The following is a 20152-nucleotide window of genomic DNA, read 5'->3' as shown; positions in this document are numbered from 1 at the left end:
TATACAAAAGGTAATAGAACAACTTATGTATAAGTTTTTGTACACAGCGATTTTAGAAGTTAAAAAGGTAAAATATATTTCTGTGTTCCCACTTGTGGAGTTATGTTTTAAAATGATTAATAATATATAAGCAATGGAAAAAAAGAAGAAAACTTTAAAAGTCAGCATTTATACGCAAAAAGGAGGAGTGGGGAAGTCCACAATCACAACTTTGCTGGCAAGTATGCTGCATTATCGGCTAGGTTTTAATGTTGTGGTTATGGACTGTGACTTCCCACAGCATAGTCTGAGTAATATGCGAGAAAGAGATAAAGTAAGTGTCATGAATAGTGGATATCACAAAAAGGCCGCTATGAAGCAATTCCAGACCATTAATAAGAAAGCTTACCCGATTATTAAGAGTAAGGCGGATATAGCTCTGGAAACAGCTTTAGAGAATATAAGTCAGCTTTCTGTTGAGCCAGATATTGTATTCTTTGATTTACCGGGTACAGCCAATACAAAAGGAGTTTTATCTGCGCTAAAGTCGATGGATTTTATTTTTTCTCCGATCACTGCTGATCGTCTTGTCGTGGAGAGTACACTTGCATTCAGTAAGGCCTTTCTTCAACTTCCTCCCTCAGATGATGAGAACGAAAGGCTAGCCCTCTGGCTGTTTTGGAACCAAGTTGATGGACGTGAAAAGACAGGTCTCTACAATGCATACCAAGAGGTGATCGAGGAGCTTGGTTTACATATGATGAAAACAGGTATTCGGGATAGTAAGCGGTTTAGAAAAGAGACGGATGATACGATTAATTACGTTTTTCGATCCAGTCTGCTACCAGCTGAATTGCAGCTATTGAAGGTTACCCGCTTTGACCTATTTATAACGGAGTTTCTAAAGATCATTCACCTATAAATTTTAAAGAAATGACAAGAGGAAAGGAACGAAAAGATTTTGACAGACCTGTCGTCGATGAAGATTATCTCATGCAGATTATGAGTGGGGATGAGCCGACTCTAGATAAGATTATCGATAAACAGGATGAACCAAAAGAGAGCAAACCCCGCGAACGGGCAAAATCATCATTAGCTAAGAAAGTTGATTATGAAGAAACGTTTCTGGTCAACCGTTTTCCTTCGGGAAGAAGTGGTAAGGTTGTATACATTCGATCGGAATTCCATGAACGTTTGCTTCGGATCGTACAATTGACAAGGGAAGATAAAGTAACGCTGTACTCTTACATAGACAATATTTTGGAATATCATTTCAGGGAATTTGGGGGTGACATCACTGATTACTTTAATGACCGCTTTAAACCGATAATATAATTGACAATGAAAAAGACACAAAACAAAGTTGAAGTTACTATTAAGGTAAATCAAGAAACAGGAATTGCTAAGGGAACATATGAAAAGTTGTTCCTAGACAAAAAAAATATGGAAAAAAGAGGTGAAAAAAGTATCTATTTACGGGAAGAGTACCACCAACGTTTATCCCGGATTGCCCAAATCATTGGCGGAGATAAGATCCCTCTCTATGCCTACCTCGACAATATACTTTCACATCATTTTGACCTATTTGAGTCGATGATAATTGAGGAATTTGAAGCTAACTGTAAACCTCTTTTTTGATGTGTTATGGAAGGTTTAATACAAATTGTGATCCTGGTCTGCCTTTTTACAATTATCGTTTTGCTTGCTATTGATAAGGTTAAAATAGTTAAGTCCGTGAAAACACCGGAACCGAAGGCGGTTTCTTCCCAATTACCTGATGTTATGGGCAAAACCCATAAGGACACAGATCATAGGTTAAGTGAAGACAGAATTAGCGGTAGGCCATTGATAAAACCTAAAACTGATAAATTGGATCAACCTAACAAAGTTTTGGAAAATCAATTAAATCCACAACTGGAGGGCGAAGTACCTATTGATCCGATCGAAGATGAAGAATGGTTGGAGGATGAATTTCCACCCTATGATGAAAGATTCAGTCAGGGTGTTTCCCTTGAAGAGTTGTTGACGGTAGGAAAACTGCTCCAGCAAAATGATCTCGAATCGGAGCAGCAAAATAAGGTAATTGATGTTATGCAAAAAATACAGGGGACGGATTTATACAATGTTTTAGAGAATACAATTGAAGGTGCTTCCCAAAGGGTAGCAATTTTACTTGATAAAACTTTAGATAGCAAGAACTTGAACGTTGTGGCACCATCTGAAGGCCAGTTGGACGATTTTGATATTGGTAATTTTTTATGATAGGATCAATTTCGATTGCAAGGTAGAGCTTGACGAAAACAATGCATCAATGGGACACTATAGGAATAATTAGTACTTAATTATCTCATTCTGTGCATCCTTTTCCTGTTTCCGCAGATTTTAGCAGTCTTGGAATTAAGAAAAACTAAAATCAAAATGTTATGGAAACAAACCTGCCTATTTACAAATGGGAAAATTTCGAATTTCTTGTTGATGTTGAAAATAATTCTGTGCGAGAAACGTCAAATCCCAGAAATACTTATTCTATGTTTCAAATGAACGATCTAGGGAAAGAAGGTTATTCGTTTGAGCACTACGATGAATCTACCGGTAAATCCTTTATGGTCGATCTGCCTCCACTGGTAACCTTGGATCCGAATGGTATGGCATTAAAATACAATAAGTCAGTGGAAGAAATTCAGGGGTCAAGTGATTTTGAGGTTATGGTTGATCAGGACTTGCTTAAAAAGCGAATTTCTTCCGGCCAACTTCCAACTATTACAATTGCCGATAGTATTTTCTATGCAGATGCCCGAATAGATTTATTAAGGCCCAAAGATGATTTTTCAACAATGGGAATCCGTTTTGACGACCTTGACGATTATTATGTTGTGGAAACCAACACTTATGCATTTCCCTACAATCCACGCACGCATGAAATTGGAAAGCTGGACTATGAGAATATCACTGAATATCCAAAGGATCTGTTATTCGTTGAAATTCCAGATGTGAAAGTACTCGATCCTGTCGGCTGGAACAGGCGAAACGGATGGCCTGAAACAGATGATCTAAAGTGGGTTGGATTGAAGCTTGAATTTGAGGCTAAGATCGTTCCCTGGAAACAAACAGGGATAGATGATCTTATTACTGAAAACAGATTAAAGAAACCTATTCAGAAAGCCGTCAAAGCACAGGAAAATTCTTTCAAAAACAAAAGAGGACCAAAGCTATAAATATATAAATGGCTAATAGTAAGGAGCCGCCAAAGTTGAGTACTTTGGCGGTTTTTTTTGTATCAAGAATATGTTCAATTAGGAAACCTTAGGCCAATTTAGTCCACTCTATACCACTCTCCCCAATTTCATTTCATTCCCGTGACACCTTTGTTTCCAAGCCCGCACAGGCGGGGATTACGAACTAAAAATGTAATGAAACATGAAAAATCGAAGACTAAAAATTCTGTTAGTATTTGCCATTTGCTTTTCCTTCCAAAATGTGCTCCTAGCCCAAGGAAATGGTGTAGCAGGTATATCAGAAGCAACCCAAATGGTAACCAGCTATTTTGATCCTGCAACCAAGCTGATCTATGCGATCGGTGCTGTCGTCGGACTGATTGGAGGGGTGAAAGTGTATAATAAATTTTCATCTGGAGACCCTGACACGAGTAAAACGGCGGCGAGCTGGTTTGGGGCATGTATTTTCCTGATTGTGGCTGCAACAATATTGCGTTCATTCTTTCTATAAAATTGCTATGAAGTATCATATTAATAAAGGAATAGGGAGGACGGTTGAATTCAAAGGTTTGAAAGCTCAATACCTTTTTGTTTTTGCCGGTGGGCTGCTTACTGCTCTCATCCTTGTGATGATCATGTATATGGTTGGAATCCACATGTACCTGTGTCTTAGTTTCTGTCTCAGTACTGCTTCACTTATTATCTGGAAAACTTTCGCGCTTAATGCAAAATATGGCGAGCATGGCCTGATGAAGCTTGGCGCAAAAAATAAGCACCCAAAGTATATCATCAGCAGAAAGATTATTACCAAGTATCTAGTATGTAAGTCACCTAATGGAAAATAACATGGATATGGCGAATGAAGAAAGATTGTTACCGATGATCAGTTTAGTTCCAGGGTCGGACTTTTATGTGGATGCATTGAACTATCGGTTGATTGATACGCAGGATAGAAACAACATAATCAGTGGACGAAATATTAATCACTGTGGTCGTGAGCTTCACTTTCATTTTGATGAAGAGACCAGAAATGTCGGAGAGCTTTCGTGCGGTAACAAGGATCAGTATAAGGAAATTCATTTGCAGCAACTTGAAATTTACGACCGCGAGGGATCGAGGTTACTATGGGAATATGTAGGACAGATGCATCCACGTGTCAAAGCAATCGAAGTTGAAATAGCAGAAATAAAGTTTCTCTATGAGTTTCAGAACATTTGCTTTCGCGAAAAGGAAAACCCCTTCAACTTGTTGACTCGCCAGGATCTTCACTTGGATATTAACAATGACCAGATAGGATTCTACATTGACAGAAAACTTCGATGCCCACCACTGTGTAAGGATCTTCGGGATCATAAAAACGGTCAACAGAATCCTGATTTAATCTTTGTAGACACGGTAAAGATTGGCAGGTCAATCGAGTTGGTCCGAAATGAAAAATGGGTTGCCACTCAGCGGCTTCGAGCCCAATCAAGAAAACTGCGCAACCGTAGATAATAAAAAAACAAAAATCTTTACAATGAAAAATATTAGCAAGGCTACCACCTTGGAAAGTAGATTTCCATTGCTGGCCGTAGAAAATAACTGTATCATCTCAAAGGAAGGGGATATCACGTTATGTTTTCAAATTTTTCTTCCTGAGCTCTTCACCGTAGGAGCTGATGTTTATGAGTCTATTCATTCTACGTGGAGCAAGGCTGTTAAAACACTTCCTGATTTTACCATCGTACATAAGCAGGATTGGTACTTAAAAGAAGAATATAGACCCGACTTAGAAAATGCTGAACATAGTTTTTTATCGCGTTCCTTTCAAATGCATTTTAATGAACGCCCCTTTTTAAATCACTACTGCTATGTTTTTATAACTAAAACTACTAAAGATAGGATGCGTATGCAAAGCAACTTTAGTAGTCTTTGTAAGGGAAACTTAATCTCAAAGGAGGTCAGAGATAGGGAAGGTATGCGACGATTTGTAGAGAACGTTGCGCAATTCCAGCGTATCATCAATGACAGCGGATACATCAAAATGAATCAGCTCGAAGAGTCTGACATTATCGGAACTAAGGATGGAAGTGGAATACTGGATCAGTATTTCACACTGTCACGCGGAAAAGATGTGCCCTTAGAAGACCTGGCACTAGGTGCTGAGGAACTACGAATAGGAAGCAACCGAATGGTTTTGCATACGCTTTCAGATACCGATGATCTACCTGGTGTCGTTTCTGAATCGCAACGATATGACAGATTATCGACCGACAGAAGTGACTGTATGTTATCGTTTGCCTCCCCCGTTGGGCTAATGTTGAGCTGTAATCACATTTATAATCAATACCTCTTCATTGACAATAGTTCCGATAATTTACGAAAGTTTGAAAAATCTGCCCGTAATATGCATTCACTTGCAAGGTATAGCCGTGCCAATCAGATAAATAGGGAATGGATCGAAAGGTATTTGAATGAGGCACATTCTCATGGGTCTCCTTCTATTCGGGCGCATTTCAATGTATTTGCGTGGTCTGAAGATCGAGAAGAATTACGACAAATAAAGAACGATGTAGGAAGTGCCTTGGCATTGATGGAATGTAAACCACGTCATAACACAGTTGACGCTGCCACATTATTTTGGGCGGGGATACCAGGCAACTCAGGTGACTTCCCTTCTGAAGAATCCTTTTACACCTTCATTGAACCAGCTCTTTGCTTTTTTACGGAGGAAACGAACTATAAGGATTCATTGTCGCCATTTGGGATCAAACTCGCAGATAGGCTGACGGGTAAGCCAATCCATTTGGATATTTCGGACTTGCCTATGAAAAAAGGCATTATTACCAATAGAAACCGTTTCATTCTGGGGCCATCTGGGGGTTGGCGGGCTACCCTTAATTGAGTAGCCCGCCAACCCTTCAAAAAAATGGAAGTGGAAAATCATTCTTCACCAACCATATGGTGAGGCAGTATTATGAGCAGGGGACGCATGTGCTTTTAGTGGACACTGGAAATTCTTATCAAGGTTTATGCGAGCTTATCAAGGGAAAGACGAAAGGCGGTGATGGCGTTTATTTTACTTACACCGAAGATAATCCGATTTCGTTCAACCCTTTCTTCACGGACGATAATGTGTTTGATATCGAAAAAAGAGAGAGCATCAAGACGCTTATCCTTACCCTTTGGAAACGTGATGACGAAGCGCCGAGGCGTAGTGAAGAGGTGGCTTTGTCAAATGCGGTTGCGGGTTATATCGAGCAAATAAAATCATCAACTGTTCAACCAAGTTTTAATGGCTTTTATGAATATGTGAAAGGAGACTATAGAAGGGTACTTCAGGAAAAGGAAGTCCGCGAAAAAGATTTCGACCTTGCAAATTTTCTAAATGTGCTGGAACCATATTATAAAGGTGGAGAATATGACTATTTGCTGAACTCAGAAAAAGAGCTTGATCTACTTAATAAGAGATTTATTGTCTTTGAAATTGATGCTATAAAAGATCATAAAATCCTATTTCCTGTTGTGACAATAATCATAATGGAAACCTTTATAAATAAGATGCGCAGATTAAAAGGTGTTCGTAAAATGATACTAATTGAAGAAGCCTGGAAGGCCATTGCGAAGGAAGGAATGGCGGAATATTTAAAGTATCTCTTTAAAACGGTTAGGAAGTTTTTTGGCGAAGCGGTAGTGGTAACCCAGGAAGTGGACGACATTATTCATTCACCGATTGTACGTGAAAGTATCATTAATAATTCAGACTGCAAAATACTGCTCGACCAACGAAAGTACGCTAATAAGTTTGATGACATTCAAAAAATGCTGGGGCTGACCGAACGCGAAAAATCTCAGATTTTAAGTATTAACCAGGATAATGACCCCACACGCCTCTACAAAGAAGTTTGGATCGGTTTAGGTGGAACGCATTCCGCAGTATATGCCACAGAAGTGAGCCACCACGAGTATTTGGCGTATACAACGGAAGAATCTGAAAAATTAGAAGTGATGAATCTTGCGCAGGAAATGGGTGGCGATGTTGAGGGAGCGATCAAGAAAATATCCCTACGAAGGATCAAGGGACTGTCGAGAGAAGACAATTAACTATTTAATAACAATCCTAAAAATTTAGAAAATGAAAAATTTTATTATCACCGTAGTAATGGTGTTAACAGTAGCCATTACCCAAAAAGTACAAGCACAGTGGGTCGTAACCGACCCGACAAATCTGGCTTCTGGAATTTTAAATTCTGCCAATGAAATTGTACAGACCTCCAGCACTGTATCAAATGTTGTGAAAAATTTTAACGAAGTCAAGAAAGTTTACGAGCAGGGGAAGGAATACTATGATAAGCTAAAGGCCGTAAACAATTTAGTCAAAGATGCCAGGAAGGTGCAGCAGACGGTATTGCTGGTCGGAGATGTCAGTTCAATGTATGTAAACAATTTTGGGAAAATGTTGAATGACAATAATTTTTCTCCGAATGAACTTATGGCTATCGGTAACGGCTATTCTGCACTATTAAATGAGAGTACTGAGCTGCTTAAGGATCTCAAGCAGATCGTCACTTCAAGCAGTCTTTCATTAAATGATAAGGAACGAATGGAAATTATCGACCGCGTATATAAGGAGGTCAAAGAATACCACAGCCTTGTTCGATACTATACGAGTAAAAACATTTCTGTCAGTATTCTTCGCGCAAAGAAGCAAAACAATACCAAAAGGGTAATGGAATTATATGGAACAGATGGACAAAAGTATTGGTAAATCAAAAGAAGAATTATGGAATTTAATAATCTACATGAGCTCCTTCGGGGGCTCTACGATGAGATGCTTCCGATGTCTGCTACAATGGCAACCGTTGCCAAAGGTGTTGCCGGATTGGGTGCATTGTTCTATGTCGCACTAAAAGTGTGGCAGGCATTGAGCAGAGCGGAACCTATCGATGTTTTCCCTTTACTTCGACCGTTTGCGATTGGAATGTGCATCATGTTCTTTCCAACCATCGTACTGGGAACCATTAATGCGGTTTTAAGTCCGGTTGTGCAAGGAACACATAGTATGCTGGACAATCAGGTGCTTGACCTAAATAAGCTACAGGAGCAGAAGGACCTATTGGAAAAGGAAGCAACACTGAGAAATCCAGAAACAGCCTATCTGGTCAATAACGAGGAATTCGACAAAAAACTGGAAGAGTTGGGCTGGGCGCCAAATGATCTGGTTACTATGGCAGGAATGTATATGGATCGCACGGCTTATAATATGGAGCAGGCTACAAAAAAGTGGCTTCGGGAACTGCTGGAAATCCTCTTTCAGGCTGCTGCTTTGGTCGTCGATACAATTCGAACATTTTTTCTGATCGTGCTTTCTATATTAGGCCCCATAGCATTTGCGATCAGCGTATGGGATGGTTTTCAGAGTACATTAAGCCAGTGGCTGACACGGTATATAAGTGTTTACCTATGGCTTCCTGTGGCGGATATGTTCAGTGCAATGCTTGCGAAAATCCAGTCTTTGATATTAGAGCGGGATATTGAAATGCTCAACGATCCAACATTTATTCCCGACACCAGTAACACCGTATATGTGATATTCATGATCATTGGAATTGTTGGTTACTTCACCATACCTACAGTGACGGGCTGGATTATCCAGGCTGGAGGCGCTGGGAACTTTACCAGAAATGTTAGTCAAATGGCTATGCGTAGCGGAAATGTCGCTGCTGCTGGTGCTGGAGCTGCCATCGGCGAAGTTGGAGGTCAACTTATGGGTAATAATCAAGGTGGGCAAAAAACGAAATAGTTATGGAGTTTAAAACTTTAAGAAATATAGAGAATAGCTTTAGACAGATCCGGCTATACGCTATTGTTTTTGCATTGCTTTGCTTTGGAGTGACTGGATTTTCAGTCTGGAAATCCTATTCTTTTGCAAATGTGCAGCGGGAAAAGATTTATGTTTTGGATCAAGGTAAATCCCTAATGCTGGCTTTATCACAGGACGCTGCCATTAATAGGCCGGTTATGGCCAGAGAACATGTGCGTAGATTTCACGAGCTGTTTTTTACGCTTGCTCCCGACAAAGCTGCCATTGAAAGTAATATGAAACGCGCATTTGATCTGGCGGACAAAAGTGCCTACGACTACTACCATGATCTTGCAGAGAAGGGATACTATAATCGGATTATCTCTGGTAATGTGCAGCAACGTATTGAGGTTGATAGCATTGTATGCAATTTTAATTCTTACCCCTATGCTGTGACTACCTATGCCAAGCAGTTCATTATAAGATCCAGTAATCTGACCAGGCGAAGTTTGGTTACTTCCTGTACACTCTTGAACAGTGTGAAATCAGATAATAATCCACAGGGATTTCAGATTTTGAAATTCGGTGTATTAGCAAATAAGGACGAAGAGGTTATTGAGCGGTAGAAACAAGTAGTAGACGAATGAAAAATCTGCACAACGAAGGTTCATTATAGCTAAAAAAAATAACATGAAAAATTTTAGAAATACAATCGAAAGCGAGTTAGAAAAACTCGATAATAGGTGGCAGGCACTACCGCTAAAGACCCAATGCAGGTATGTCATTATTCTTTTTGCTTTTTACCTCACAATGGGCATTGGTGTGCTTGTCAAGGTATGCTATGATCTGGGCAAAGAGGATCGACAAATGGAAATAAGCCATATAGAATCTCCCTCCATTAATGATGGTTCATCTGCGAGGAAGGATTCTATCCTAATTAACTATAAAAAATATAGAAATGGAAGAGAGAGAGAATAAACGCATAAGTATAATCGTCGATGATGAAACTGGCAGTGATAGTTCCAATTTAACCGATAGTAAATCAAAAGTTGACAAGTTCAAAAAACCGTTGATTTTTGGAATCATGGGAATTGTTTTTATTGCGTGCCTGTATTTGATATTTAAGCCAAAAAGTTCTGGTAGCGCGATAGATGAAAAGGGATTAAAAAATGTTGTTCCCGAAGCTACGGACAAAGGTTTGCAGGCGGATAAACAAAAGGCATACGAGAAAGAGATGTTGGATGAAAAGGAAGCTGAAAAAAGAAGTTCATTGCAATCACTGGCTGATTATTGGAATAACAACGGCGATAGCACTACAGCAGGAGAATTTCCTGGGTCTACCGCAAGTGTTGGAAATACATCAGGAAATATTGGAAACCCAGGTTACCAAAATAATTCGTTAACGAGCTACAGAAATGCACAAAGTACGCTGAGTTCCTTTTATCAAGATGATGATAGGGAGAAATTGGAATTGCGCAGGAAAGTTGATCAATTGCAAGAGAAGCTTTCTGCAAAGGATGTTCCGGCTGCTCCTACCTTGAATGACCAGCTAACTTTAATGGAAAAGTCGTATCAAATGGCATCAAAATATCTTCCCAGTGGAACCCAAGGAACGGATATGACAGCAGCAGCATCTTTTAAAGATTCAGCAAATTATAATTATCATAAAAGTCCAAGCAAAACCGAAAAAACGGAAAGTCTAAAGGGACTAAGAAAAAGTATAGTCAGCGCTTTGTATCGCGAACAAGATGACAGCACTTTCCTAGCAAGTCTGGAAGGTGAAAGGAATCATTCCTTTTTAACGGTAGGGGCAAGAGAAAAAATGGGGATTGCAAGGAATAGTATACGTGCTATAATTATGGAAACTAAAACTGTTACGGCGGATGGCTCTGTAAAGCTGAGATTACTGGAAGATGCAACGATTGCGGGCTACAGCGTTCCCAAAGGGACAGAAATGGAGGCTGGTACAAAATTTCAGGGGAATAGGTTACAGTTAAAAGTTTCATCAGTTGAGGTCAAGGGGAATATCCTGCCTGTTGAGATACTTGCTTATGATGTGAATGGTCAATTAGGGTTATCCGTTCCAAGGTCTGATGAAATCAATGCCGCTGGTGAGATAGCTGCTAATATGAGCCAAAGTTCCGGTATGAATATTTCCATGTCGCGTTCAGCAGGACAGCAGGTTGTTGGCGACCTGACACGCGGTCTTGTGCAGGGAGTTTCGGGATATTTTTCAAAAAAAATAAGGACTGTCAAGGTGACCCTTAAAGCCGGTCAGCAAGTCTTGCTGGTTACGAAAAAGAATAATTAACAAAAATCAAAAAGATGAATATCATAAGGAATACAGTTTTAATAGTCCTTTTGGTGGGACTATTTATAAAAACTTTTGGACAACAATCCGATCTTGAAAAGGGAAGGGTCGAAGCCTATAGGCTTGAGGTAACATACAACAAGACTACTCATTTAATCTTTCCTGTTGCGATAAGATATGCAGATCTGGGTTCAGAGTTGCTTACTGCTGGAATCGCGGAAGATGCTCAGAACGTGCTGCGTGTTAAAGCTGCGGTAAAGGATTTTAGTGAAGAAACTAATTTTAGTGTAATTACAAAGGATGGGCAATTCTATAATTTTAATGTGACATACAATGGTTATCCGCAAACATTAAATTATGACCTGCATAAAATGCAACAAGAGGGGGAACGTGTCGAGCAAAAAAATGTCCAGTTTGAGGAACTAGGTTTTAACCCACCATCATTAACGGAAACGGTGATGAAGACCATTTATCAGCAAGACAAACGGTACATCAGACACATAGGATCTAAATCGTATGGTGTGCAATTTATCCTGAAGGGCATATTTGTGCACAATGGTAAATTTTACTTTCATACGGAGGTCAAGAATAAATCGAACGTTCCTTACTTAATTGATTATTGCACTTTCAAGATTGTGGATAAACAGGTTGGTAAAAGGACAGTATCGCAGGAAAAACAGCTTGCACCATTACGTGAATATCCGATGATGGAGATCGTTTCAGATGAATCATTGGCATCAAATGTCGTGCTTCTCGATCAATTTACCATTAGTGATGATCAGGTTCTAAAGATCGCATTGTATGAGAAGAATGGAGGTCGAAATCAGGTGTTAGAAATAGAAAATTCCGATCTGGTGAATGCGAAATCTGTTTCGGATATGAAAATCAAAATTAGTCAGTAAAAAAATATCTTATGAAAAAGTATATCATTGTTTTGATACTTATGCTTATAAGTATTCATGGATATTCGCAACGCATGGTCTATAAACAAAAAGCGCTAGAGGTAAGTGGCGGAATGCTGGCAAGTAAAGATGTAAGTTCTAATTACTACGTCAATTTAACCCTAAATAGCTTCGGCAGGCGCGGGAACTACTGGATTTGGAGTGCAGAATTTCAGCGTCGTACTACAGATTATAAGCAGTGGACGCTCCCGTTGGAAAATTATTTGGGTGAGATTGGATATAGTGTACAGTTGCTTTCGGATGCAAGAAAGTTTATCACACTTAATGCGGGATTGACCGGTGTTGCCGGATATGAAGTTTTGAATCGTGGCGATAGAATACTTTCAGACGGCGCGCTGTTATTGAATGATGGTGGTTTCATGTTCGGCACGGCAGGTAGATTATCTCTTGAAACTTATTTGTCCGATAATATCGTTTTGCTTTTACAGGGACGCATTAGAGTGCTTTGGGGAACAGATTTGGATCAATTCAGACCCTCTTCAGGGATTGGATTACGCATTAACTTTTGAAAAAATAATGTTATGAAAAATATAATGCATATTAGTCAAATGTCATTTGGTACGCTTGTACTGGGGTTGATGGCGATTGTTGGAATTATCTTCTTGTCAGGCTGTACAAAAGATACTTTGGATATCCAGGAGAATTTTCCTTTTGATGTAAAGGTAATGCCTGTACCAAAAGATATAGCACTGGGTGAAACAGTGGAAATGAGAATATCGATTATCTCCAGTGGTGAGTACGCTGAAAATAAGTATCATATACGTTATTTTCAGAACGACGGACAAGGAACATTGAGGTATTTTGATCATAAACCTTACCTGCCAAATGATCTATACCCGTTAATGCAAAAGGAATTCAGACTTTATTATACCTCTGAGTCATTTGTAGCACAGAATTTTGACGTATGGATCAGTGATAGTTTTGGTAATGAAAAGCAGCTATCATTCCAGTTTAACAATAAGAAGCTAGGCCCCATTATTATTGGCCCAGTTAGATAATTTCTAAATCTGGAATTGTTTGTTACTTTTATAAAACGAAAATCCTACACTACCAGAATGAGCCCATGCTCGATTGGACGGCTTTAAAGCCGTCCTTTTTTGTTACAATTAAAGGATCGGTAATGTGTTGTAATGCATTTAATTGGTAATTTATTGTATGTTATTTCTTTATTAGATTAAAAATATTATATTTAAAAAACTATAGGCCGTAAATTACACTATACGAAAACTTATTACAATGCCAGTTCTGAGATCGGTCTTACTTTGAAAACTAACTATAGGTTACAATGAATTTTTACACCATTTCATTATTGGATGATTTGGCGGGGCGAAATATCTCTAAATTTTGCAATTTAAACTTTGTGAAGCCAGCCGTTTTGTTCTCCGACCAACTGGAATTATCTATGCGTTTGCAAAGTATTGTGGATAACTTTTATGCAATTTTAAAAAAGCTTGATATTATTCCGAATAAAGCATTCAAGAAGGAACATGTGTGTAGTTTTGATTTTACAAATTTAAATGATTACGACCCCATCGTGCTTGATGTTATTGCTAAGTTGAATTGGAAAGCCCAGGCTTTTAAGGATGTGTTTCCAGTTCATCACCGTTATACTGAAGGGGACAGCATGCATCTTGTCGTTGGAATAGCATACTTGGAAGATATCAGGAATGGTTACTTGCATTTTGTCGATCTTTCCGTTCCAAAACATGTACTGCAAGATGTTCCATCCGATGTCTCGTATATAAAGGATCTACTAAAGTCATATAACCAAGGATTTAAACAGACTCTTCAAAATTATATTGAATCCGAAGGTTATATTTATGAGCATTTTCAGCGCGACTCCAAGATCTGTCTTGGTGATTCCTTCTATCGGTTTTGGTTAAAAATTAAGATGTTGGAAGCTGTTAGTGATATCGCCTTTACAACCCTTAGTTTGAAGGAAATAGCATTCAAAAATAATTTCTCTGATTACGAGAACATGCACAAGGTTTTTGTAAGGAATGAAATTCGTCTTGGTGATATTCCTCGATTGGCAAAGCTAAAGGTTCGTAAATAAATATTTGGCATGTTTTTCCTCAAAATGGAAATATTATCATCAATATTGTCCGTATTATATTTTCCTGTATTGGCGAAATTTGTAATAATCAATGCCAATGGTTATGAGGGTTATTAATTTTATTTGGAAACACTTAGTAAAGATTGTCAGTATTTTACTTGCCTTACTGTTCATTTATGCAGCTGCCAGTAAATTATTTGACTTTGAAGCATTTCAGGTTCAATTAGCCCAATCTCCACTATTGAGTGCCTATGCTGGAGTTATTTCTTACGGAATTTTGGTCATTGAGTTTTTGGTGGCAATCATGTTATTGATTCCAAATAGCAATAAGGTAGGACTATATGCATCAATCGGCCTTATGTCAGCATTCACACTGTATATATATCTTATCTTAAATTATAGCGATTTCGTTCCATGCTCATGTGGAGGTATTCTAGAAAAATTAGGATGGACTGAACATCTGATCTTTAATATTTTCTTTTTAGTGTTATCATTTATTGCGCTAATTGTTTTGGTGAAAAAAATAGGAAGGTCTGGACTTAAAGAACTTGGAGTTGGAGGACTAATTATTGTTATCAGCTGTCTCGTTGTTATTGGACTTTTTCGAAGCTCAGAACATATCATTAAAAGTGAAAATAGTTTCATAAGAAGATTCTTGCAGCACCCTGTACTCATTGAAAAAACAAAAGACTTAAAAGTGAACTCTTTCTATCTGGCAGGAATTGAAGAGGGTATTCTATATCTTGGAAATATCAGTGCACCGTTGATTGTTACGACAATTGACACATCATTAACCGTGTTTTCCCAAATGCATACAATAATTGATAAAAAAGATTATAATTTCCGCAATGTAAAGCTTCAAGTCCGAAAACCATATTTTTATGTGTTTGACGGTACAGTTCCTATAATATATAGAGGACATCTTGGTGATTCTATCGCACGGACATTAAGTTATAAGGATGCATTTTTTAATCAAATGGTCATTCTCGATTCCACGAGGTTTGCCATCAGAACACAGCGAGGATCAGACCGGAGTTATACATTAGCTTTGCTGGATCTAAGTAGGAATTCGAAGGTAAAATTAAAATCAGATGTACTTCAAGGACAGATTGATGGTGTATTTTCGGTTGATGGCTCACTAATTTCCAATAGCAATGCGACGAAATTGGTTTATACATACGTTTATCGAAATCAGTTTATTGTCATGGATAGTACTTTGAGAATTGATAAACGTTTGCAAACAATAGATACGACCACACATGCCAAAATAACAATAACAAAATTATCGGATGGTAGCAAAAAAATGGGAGCACCCCCATTTACCGTGAATAAAAGATCAGTTATTTATGGTGACTTATTGTTTAACGAATCAAATCTGAAAGGTCAATATGAGCCATCTGAAGCTTGGAGAACCTCGTCCATAATAGACGTGTATAATACAGCGAGACAGCAGTACATGGGCAGTTTTTATATTGATCATAAAAAAGGTGAAGCGCTATCTTCATGGTTAGTAAACGGGAATGATCTGTATGCAATTGTTGGCAATGAGTTGCGCCGTTATAAAATCAGGGGAGAAGCTTTTAATTAGAATTATTTGCGAAATCGGCAGCTCTGGGAGCCGTCGGTGGATAGGGATAAAAAAGGGAATTAGCCGAAAACCCTGTAATAGATTAGGCGATAACCGATTAAATTATGATAGCATGAAAAAATTACTTATTCCTGTTCTTACTGTAGCAGTAGGTATAGGTGCAGCTTTTGCTGGAAATCAGGTAAGCAAATCATCTAAAATTATTCCTACTTTTCGTATTGAAGGAAATCAATGTGTACAAGTGGAGCAAGACTGTGATAATGCAGGCTCTTTTCTATGTACTTTAGATGGATCAAGTTCCGTGCAGTTGTACCAATTCAAATTGAACGAAACAACCTGTTCAACTGAAATGCACAGAAGTCAGCCGTAAAGAAAAGAAAGGATGCCTAATCGGCATCCTTTTTCAATTGATTGATCCAGTCTATATTTTTTTCATTTTTCAGATTGTAATCCCACCATTGTATTATCCGTGTACTAAGATCTTGTTCAGCTGATGTACCGTTGATAAAAGCATGGCTTTGGTTTGGATAAAATAAAGCTATAACATTTTTTTTATAGCGTTTTAAGCCAATAAAAAATTCCATTACCTGATCCCATTGAATATTTTCATCTTTTTTGCCCGCCCATAGGAGTATTGGGGCATTCACTTTTTCTACATTTAAAATCGGACTGTTTTTCAGATATAAAGACTTGTCTTCTGCAACGGATTTACCCAGTTCATATTGTTCATTTTCAAACTGCCAATAAAAGGGACTGATAAAGTTGTAATTATAGGAATAGTAGGAGCGAATAATATCACTGTTACCAGCTCCGGAAACGTAAGTGGCAAATCGGTTTGAATGGGTGGCGATAAAATTTGTCTCATATCCACCATGTGAATGGCCCCCGAGCCCAATTTTTGTCGCGTTAATATTGGGGTTCTTCAGCACGCGGTCTAAACCTCGTTCCACACATTCTAGCGCCGATAACCCGGTACCTGAGTCATTGTATAAAATATCTGGTAGGAAGACAAAGTAGCCTCTTTCAATTAAAGTCCTTATCTGGAATCCTACTGGAAACTCATTATTGGGTGAAAGATATTCATTTGACTCCTGTCTTTGTCTTTGGTAGATGTGAACAACCATTGGATATATCCGTTTTGGATCAAAATTAGTAGGATAGTATAAAATACCATTTAGTTTTTTTCCGATGGCATCAAAAGTGATGATTTCCTGTTTGATCCTGTTAGCATTTTTATCGCCTCCATCGCATTCCATGATTATCTTTGCTGTCTTTGCTCCACTATAGTGCCGTAAAAACGGTGGTTTATTGAAATTTTCCTCTACAGTATAGAAGTTCCTAAACTTTTGATCAAATACGATGTTGTTGATCCGATTATCAGTAGACGGAATAACTGTTTTTGATTTTCTATTTTCGATAAGGTAGTAGGAGGTTGTATTGTTCAGCAAACTATAACCTTCAACCAACAGTGGTTCTTGCACAGACAGAGATGGAGCGCGGTTATCATTTTTATAAACGTTGTCTTTAATCCTAGTTATTTGACCATGTGCAATATTCATTGGACTAAGCTGTTCTTTCTTGAGGTTATAAATCCAGAGGTCATCCGAACTTTCAAAAAAGATATTTTTACCGTCTTGCGAAAAGACAGGAAGTTCTAATCCTTCCTTGTCTATTACACGTTTAGTTTTTCCTGAAACATGAAATAAAGTCCATTTAAGTCCATCTGTGCTCGCAAGAAATCTGGTGCCATCGGGCGAAGATATAACTTGTTCAAAAATTGTTTTATGTACCTTTCTGCGGTTTAACCTTCTGACCGCCTTAAAATTGCCGATGGGGATGAAGGTATCCGAAAAGCTATCATATATATGCGCATCATTGAGGTCTTCTGGACTGAGATTAGATGTCAGGTAATTGAAGTCTTTACGGGGAATATAGGTTAAGAAAAATCTTTCATTATTTAGCGCTTTAACTTCGAATCCTTTGGTCGATGTTAACTCTTTAATAATGGATTTAGTCGGATTATAAAACCAGAATTTTTGTGATTTGGCTTTAAAATACAGTTTATCCTGTCCCAGATACGTATCATTACCATACCAAATTTCTACATCCTCCTTGTGAATCTCGTCAAATTTAACCTTCGCCTCCAGTAGGAATGCTTTACCTTTCTGGATTTCTGTAAAACTTATTTCTGCCAGTTTGGGTATTGGAATTTTAATGTCAGTTCCAGTTGTTCCAACGATTACAAGCTGGTCATCTGGCTCACCTTTAATCCCTTCGGTAATAAATAGTTTGTCACCAGAAATACTAATATCGGTTTTTCTTATATTATGAGGTGTACTATAAGCGCAACGGATATGTTTCGAGGAGAGATCCCAGATTTCATGGCTGTTTTCAACTTTGCGTACCACATACAATCTATTTTGTTTATTGATACCAAATCCCTCGATATTGTTTAACTGTTCTAATTTACCGCTCTGATCATATATTTCGATTGTCTTTGCCCTTGTTAGCAGAGCATATCGATTTAGAGCAGTTAATGCATAAACATTGCTGATATTTTCGTGCAAAGATTTACTTCCATTTTGAAGATTGATAACTTCAACGTTATCCCTATTTTTTCCTATGACGAGCTGGTCATTTAAAAAGGTGGCACTGCCCACTATTTTGTGGAGGTTTTTTCCAGACAGACTTTCAGCAACGTAGGTAGTGTCTGTGGCGTTCCTGGAAAATTTATTGATAGATATCCATTTACCTGCGGGAGAAAGTTTTGGTGCTCCTCCCAATTTGGCGAACTTCGTTTTCCAGGCTGTTATAGTGTCCGGATAGCTTTGTCCCGAAACGCAAATACAACCTGTAAACAGCAGTAATATTTTTATTATAGTCAACATTAATATCCAGGGTTTTGAGGTTTCAGGTTAGCATTTAAAAGAATTTCTTTTTGAGGTATTGGCCATAATTGATGGAAATCTTTCCAGTTTTGTTTTGTCGCTTGTAGCGTGTTCAATTTTCCTGTTCTTTTTAAATCCAGAAAACGATGTCCCATTTCCACAAAAAATTCTCTCTTATCTTCAAGTAGGATCTCCTGCAGAAGTAGTTCCTTAGAGATTGGCATTGTAAGAGGAGCAAGTTGCGCGCGCAGTTTTATTGCATTGACGTAGGGCAGTGCCTCATCAACCTTATTCTCCTGAGCAAGTGTTTCTGCCAGTAAGAGATAGGCTTCTTCAAGCCTAAACACAATCGAATATTCGTTGGTATTGGTGTTATTACGGTTTTTATATTTCTCCACTCTGTAGTAGGAAACGCCGTTGAAATCTACACGTCCTATCCAGTTCTGTTTACGGAGATCATTATCCTGAAATGTGTTGATCAACGATTCCGAAATTGCGTAAATATTTGGTAATGAATTGGTGAAATAAAATATTGTGGCCTGCTGTAAAGAAGCATTGTTGTTAGGTTTTAGTTGCCATATTACTTCTTTTCCAGATTTTGTAAAAACCTTTGTAATGTCAGATTCGATCTGATACATGGAGCTCTGTATAATTTCTTTCAATAAAATTTCAGCTTTATCCCATTTCTGCCCAGCCATGTATACTTTAGCCAGTAGCAGTTTCGCTACAAATCTGTTCGGGTAAATCCTCTCGGGATCTTTATATTCATTTTGAAGTAGCGAAGAGACTTCCAGAAGATCACGTTCCAAATTTGTCAATACGGTGATTGATGATGTTTTTTTAATGACATTATTGACTTTGTAATCTGTTGATTCAGGATAGGGAATATCTCCATAAAGTTGGTTTAAATAGAAGAACATAATACTTCTTGTCAGTAGAGCCTGCCCGCGGAACCAGTTTTTTTCACTGGCTGAAATTCCTTGTGAACCTGAAATTCCCTCTATAATAGCATTCGCAGTGTAGATGTGCTTGTAAGCTGTTGCCCACGCGTTAAGCATGATACTGTTTGTATCTGTGTGCAGATTTAAAAACAGATCTCTGCTATCAGATGCGTTTGTCGTATAATTACGGAGTTCATCTGTATATGAGCTCAAATAAGTCTCAAGATCACCTCCCGCAATTGGGGAACTTTTCATCAGATCGGCATAGTGTGCAGCAAGAGCAGCATTTGCTGTCTGAATATCCTCGAAAACTTTACTTTGGTCGATCTGGTTGTCAGGTGTATTTACATCTAATAATCTATCGCATGATGCGGCTGTTAAAATGAATATCATCAGTATGACAAAATTTATCTTTTTCATTTTCTTTTTT

Annotated in this window: 21 protein-coding genes and 1 pseudogene; 20 read left to right on the top strand and 2 right to left on the bottom strand. The window is 38.3% G+C overall.

Annotated elements, in window-relative coordinates; translation table 11 throughout:
* The first annotated feature begins 133 nt into the window (after positions 1–133).
* From M2373_RS12945 to M2373_RS12850, 20 genes and pseudogenes are all read left to right on the top strand, one after another.
* The gene (locus M2373_RS12945; RefSeq protein WP_259111355.1) at positions 134–901 is read left to right on the top strand and encodes a ParA family protein; all 768 of its coding nucleotides are present in this window, start codon (positions 134–136) and stop codon (positions 899–901) included.
* A gap of 11 nt (positions 902–912) precedes the next feature.
* Positions 913–1314, top strand: coding sequence for a DUF3408 domain-containing protein (locus M2373_RS12940; RefSeq protein WP_123861470.1), 402 nt, complete (start codon positions 913–915; stop codon positions 1312–1314).
* A 6-nt stretch (positions 1315–1320) separates the two neighbouring features.
* Entirely contained in the window at positions 1321–1617 is a 297-nt protein-coding gene (locus M2373_RS12935; RefSeq protein WP_076351002.1) for a DUF3408 domain-containing protein, read from the top strand.
* A gap of 6 nt (positions 1618–1623) precedes the next feature.
* The gene (locus tag M2373_RS12930; RefSeq protein ID WP_259111348.1) at positions 1624–2241 is read left to right on the top strand and encodes a hypothetical protein; all 618 of its coding nucleotides are present in this window, start codon (positions 1624–1626) and stop codon (positions 2239–2241) included.
* A gap of 161 nt (positions 2242–2402) precedes the next feature.
* The gene (locus tag M2373_RS12925; RefSeq protein WP_259111346.1) at positions 2403–3194 is read left to right on the top strand and encodes a hypothetical protein; all 792 of its coding nucleotides are present in this window, start codon (positions 2403–2405) and stop codon (positions 3192–3194) included.
* A 202-nt stretch (positions 3195–3396) separates the two neighbouring features.
* The gene (locus M2373_RS12920) at positions 3397–3705 is read left to right on the top strand and encodes a DUF4134 domain-containing protein (RefSeq protein WP_076351006.1); all 309 of its coding nucleotides are present in this window, start codon (positions 3397–3399) and stop codon (positions 3703–3705) included.
* A 7-nt stretch (positions 3706–3712) separates the two neighbouring features.
* Positions 3713–4039 (top strand): DUF4133 domain-containing protein, encoded by a 327-nt coding sequence (locus M2373_RS12915; protein ID WP_076351008.1) that lies wholly within the window; start codon positions 3713–3715, stop codon positions 4037–4039.
* 7 nt (positions 4040–4046) lie between these two features.
* Positions 4047–4688: a hypothetical protein gene (locus M2373_RS12910; RefSeq protein WP_259111339.1), complete on the top strand. Its 642-nt coding sequence runs from the start codon at positions 4047–4049 to the stop codon at positions 4686–4688.
* Positions 4689–4710: 22 nt separating this feature from the next.
* A pseudogene (locus M2373_RS12905) lies at positions 4711–7277 on the top strand (TraG family conjugative transposon ATPase).
* A gap of 58 nt (positions 7278–7335) precedes the next feature.
* Positions 7336–7941: a DUF4141 domain-containing protein gene (locus M2373_RS12900; RefSeq protein WP_378114386.1), complete on the top strand. Its 606-nt coding sequence runs from the start codon at positions 7336–7338 to the stop codon at positions 7939–7941.
* Positions 7942–7956: 15 nt separating this feature from the next.
* Positions 7957–8976: a conjugative transposon protein TraJ gene (traJ, locus tag M2373_RS12895; protein ID WP_076351014.1), complete on the top strand. Its 1020-nt coding sequence runs from the start codon at positions 7957–7959 to the stop codon at positions 8974–8976.
* Between the two features lie 2 nt (positions 8977–8978).
* On the top strand, positions 8979–9602 hold the full coding sequence (gene traK, locus M2373_RS12890; RefSeq protein WP_259111333.1) for a conjugative transposon protein TraK: 624 nt from the start codon (positions 8979–8981) through the stop codon (positions 9600–9602).
* Positions 9603–9666: 64 nt separating this feature from the next.
* Positions 9667–9954 carry a TraL conjugative transposon family protein gene (locus M2373_RS12885; protein ID WP_076352062.1) on the top strand — a complete coding sequence of 96 codons (288 nt, stop codon included), beginning with the start codon at positions 9667–9669 and terminating at the stop codon, positions 9952–9954.
* The gene (gene traM / locus M2373_RS12880) at positions 9935–11287 is read left to right on the top strand and encodes a conjugative transposon protein TraM (RefSeq protein WP_250253553.1); all 1353 of its coding nucleotides are present in this window, start codon (positions 9935–9937) and stop codon (positions 11285–11287) included. The genes M2373_RS12885 and traM overlap by 20 nt, the downstream gene beginning before the upstream one ends.
* 14 nt (positions 11288–11301) lie before the next feature.
* The gene (traN, locus tag M2373_RS12875) at positions 11302–12189 is read left to right on the top strand and encodes a conjugative transposon protein TraN (RefSeq protein ID WP_259111328.1); all 888 of its coding nucleotides are present in this window, start codon (positions 11302–11304) and stop codon (positions 12187–12189) included.
* An 11-nt stretch (positions 12190–12200) separates the two neighbouring features.
* Positions 12201–12758, top strand: coding sequence for a conjugal transfer protein TraO (locus M2373_RS12870; protein ID WP_250253551.1), 558 nt, complete (start codon positions 12201–12203; stop codon positions 12756–12758).
* A 12-nt stretch (positions 12759–12770) separates the two neighbouring features.
* Complete coding sequence (locus M2373_RS12865; RefSeq protein WP_123871813.1) at positions 12771–13247, top strand: DUF3872 domain-containing protein; 477 nt, start codon at positions 12771–12773, stop codon at positions 13245–13247.
* A gap of 287 nt (positions 13248–13534) precedes the next feature.
* Positions 13535–14305, top strand: a complete 771-nt coding sequence (locus tag M2373_RS12860) for a helix-turn-helix domain-containing protein (protein ID WP_259111323.1) — start codon at positions 13535–13537, stop codon at positions 14303–14305.
* 91 nt (positions 14306–14396) lie between these two features.
* On the top strand, positions 14397–15893 hold the full coding sequence (locus tag M2373_RS12855; RefSeq protein ID WP_259111322.1) for a DoxX family protein: 1497 nt from the start codon (positions 14397–14399) through the stop codon (positions 15891–15893).
* 112 nt (positions 15894–16005) lie between these two features.
* Positions 16006–16263 carry a DUF6520 family protein gene (locus M2373_RS12850; protein ID WP_076351028.1) on the top strand — a complete coding sequence of 86 codons (258 nt, stop codon included), beginning with the start codon at positions 16006–16008 and terminating at the stop codon, positions 16261–16263.
* 16 nt (positions 16264–16279) lie between these two features.
* Here M2373_RS12850 and M2373_RS12845 read toward each other — a convergent pair whose 3' ends face one another.
* Both M2373_RS12845 and M2373_RS12840 read right to left on the bottom strand, forming a co-directional pair.
* Positions 16280–18781, bottom strand: a complete 2502-nt coding sequence (locus tag M2373_RS12845; RefSeq protein WP_259111319.1) for a prolyl oligopeptidase family serine peptidase — start codon at positions 18779–18781, stop codon at positions 16280–16282.
* On the bottom strand, positions 18781–20142 hold the full coding sequence (locus M2373_RS12840) for a RagB/SusD family nutrient uptake outer membrane protein (RefSeq protein WP_259111315.1): 1362 nt from the start codon (positions 20140–20142) through the stop codon (positions 18781–18783). Before M2373_RS12840 ends, M2373_RS12845 begins: the two co-directional genes overlap by 1 nt.
* Between the last annotated feature and the right edge of the window lie 10 nt (positions 20143–20152).

It is taken from the genome of Chryseobacterium sp. JUb7, assembly GCF_024806495.1.
GTDB lineage: Bacteria > Bacteroidota > Bacteroidia > Flavobacteriales > Weeksellaceae > Chryseobacterium.
Note: the sequence above shows the minus strand (reverse complement) of the source record. Positions and strands in the feature narration are given on the sequence as shown.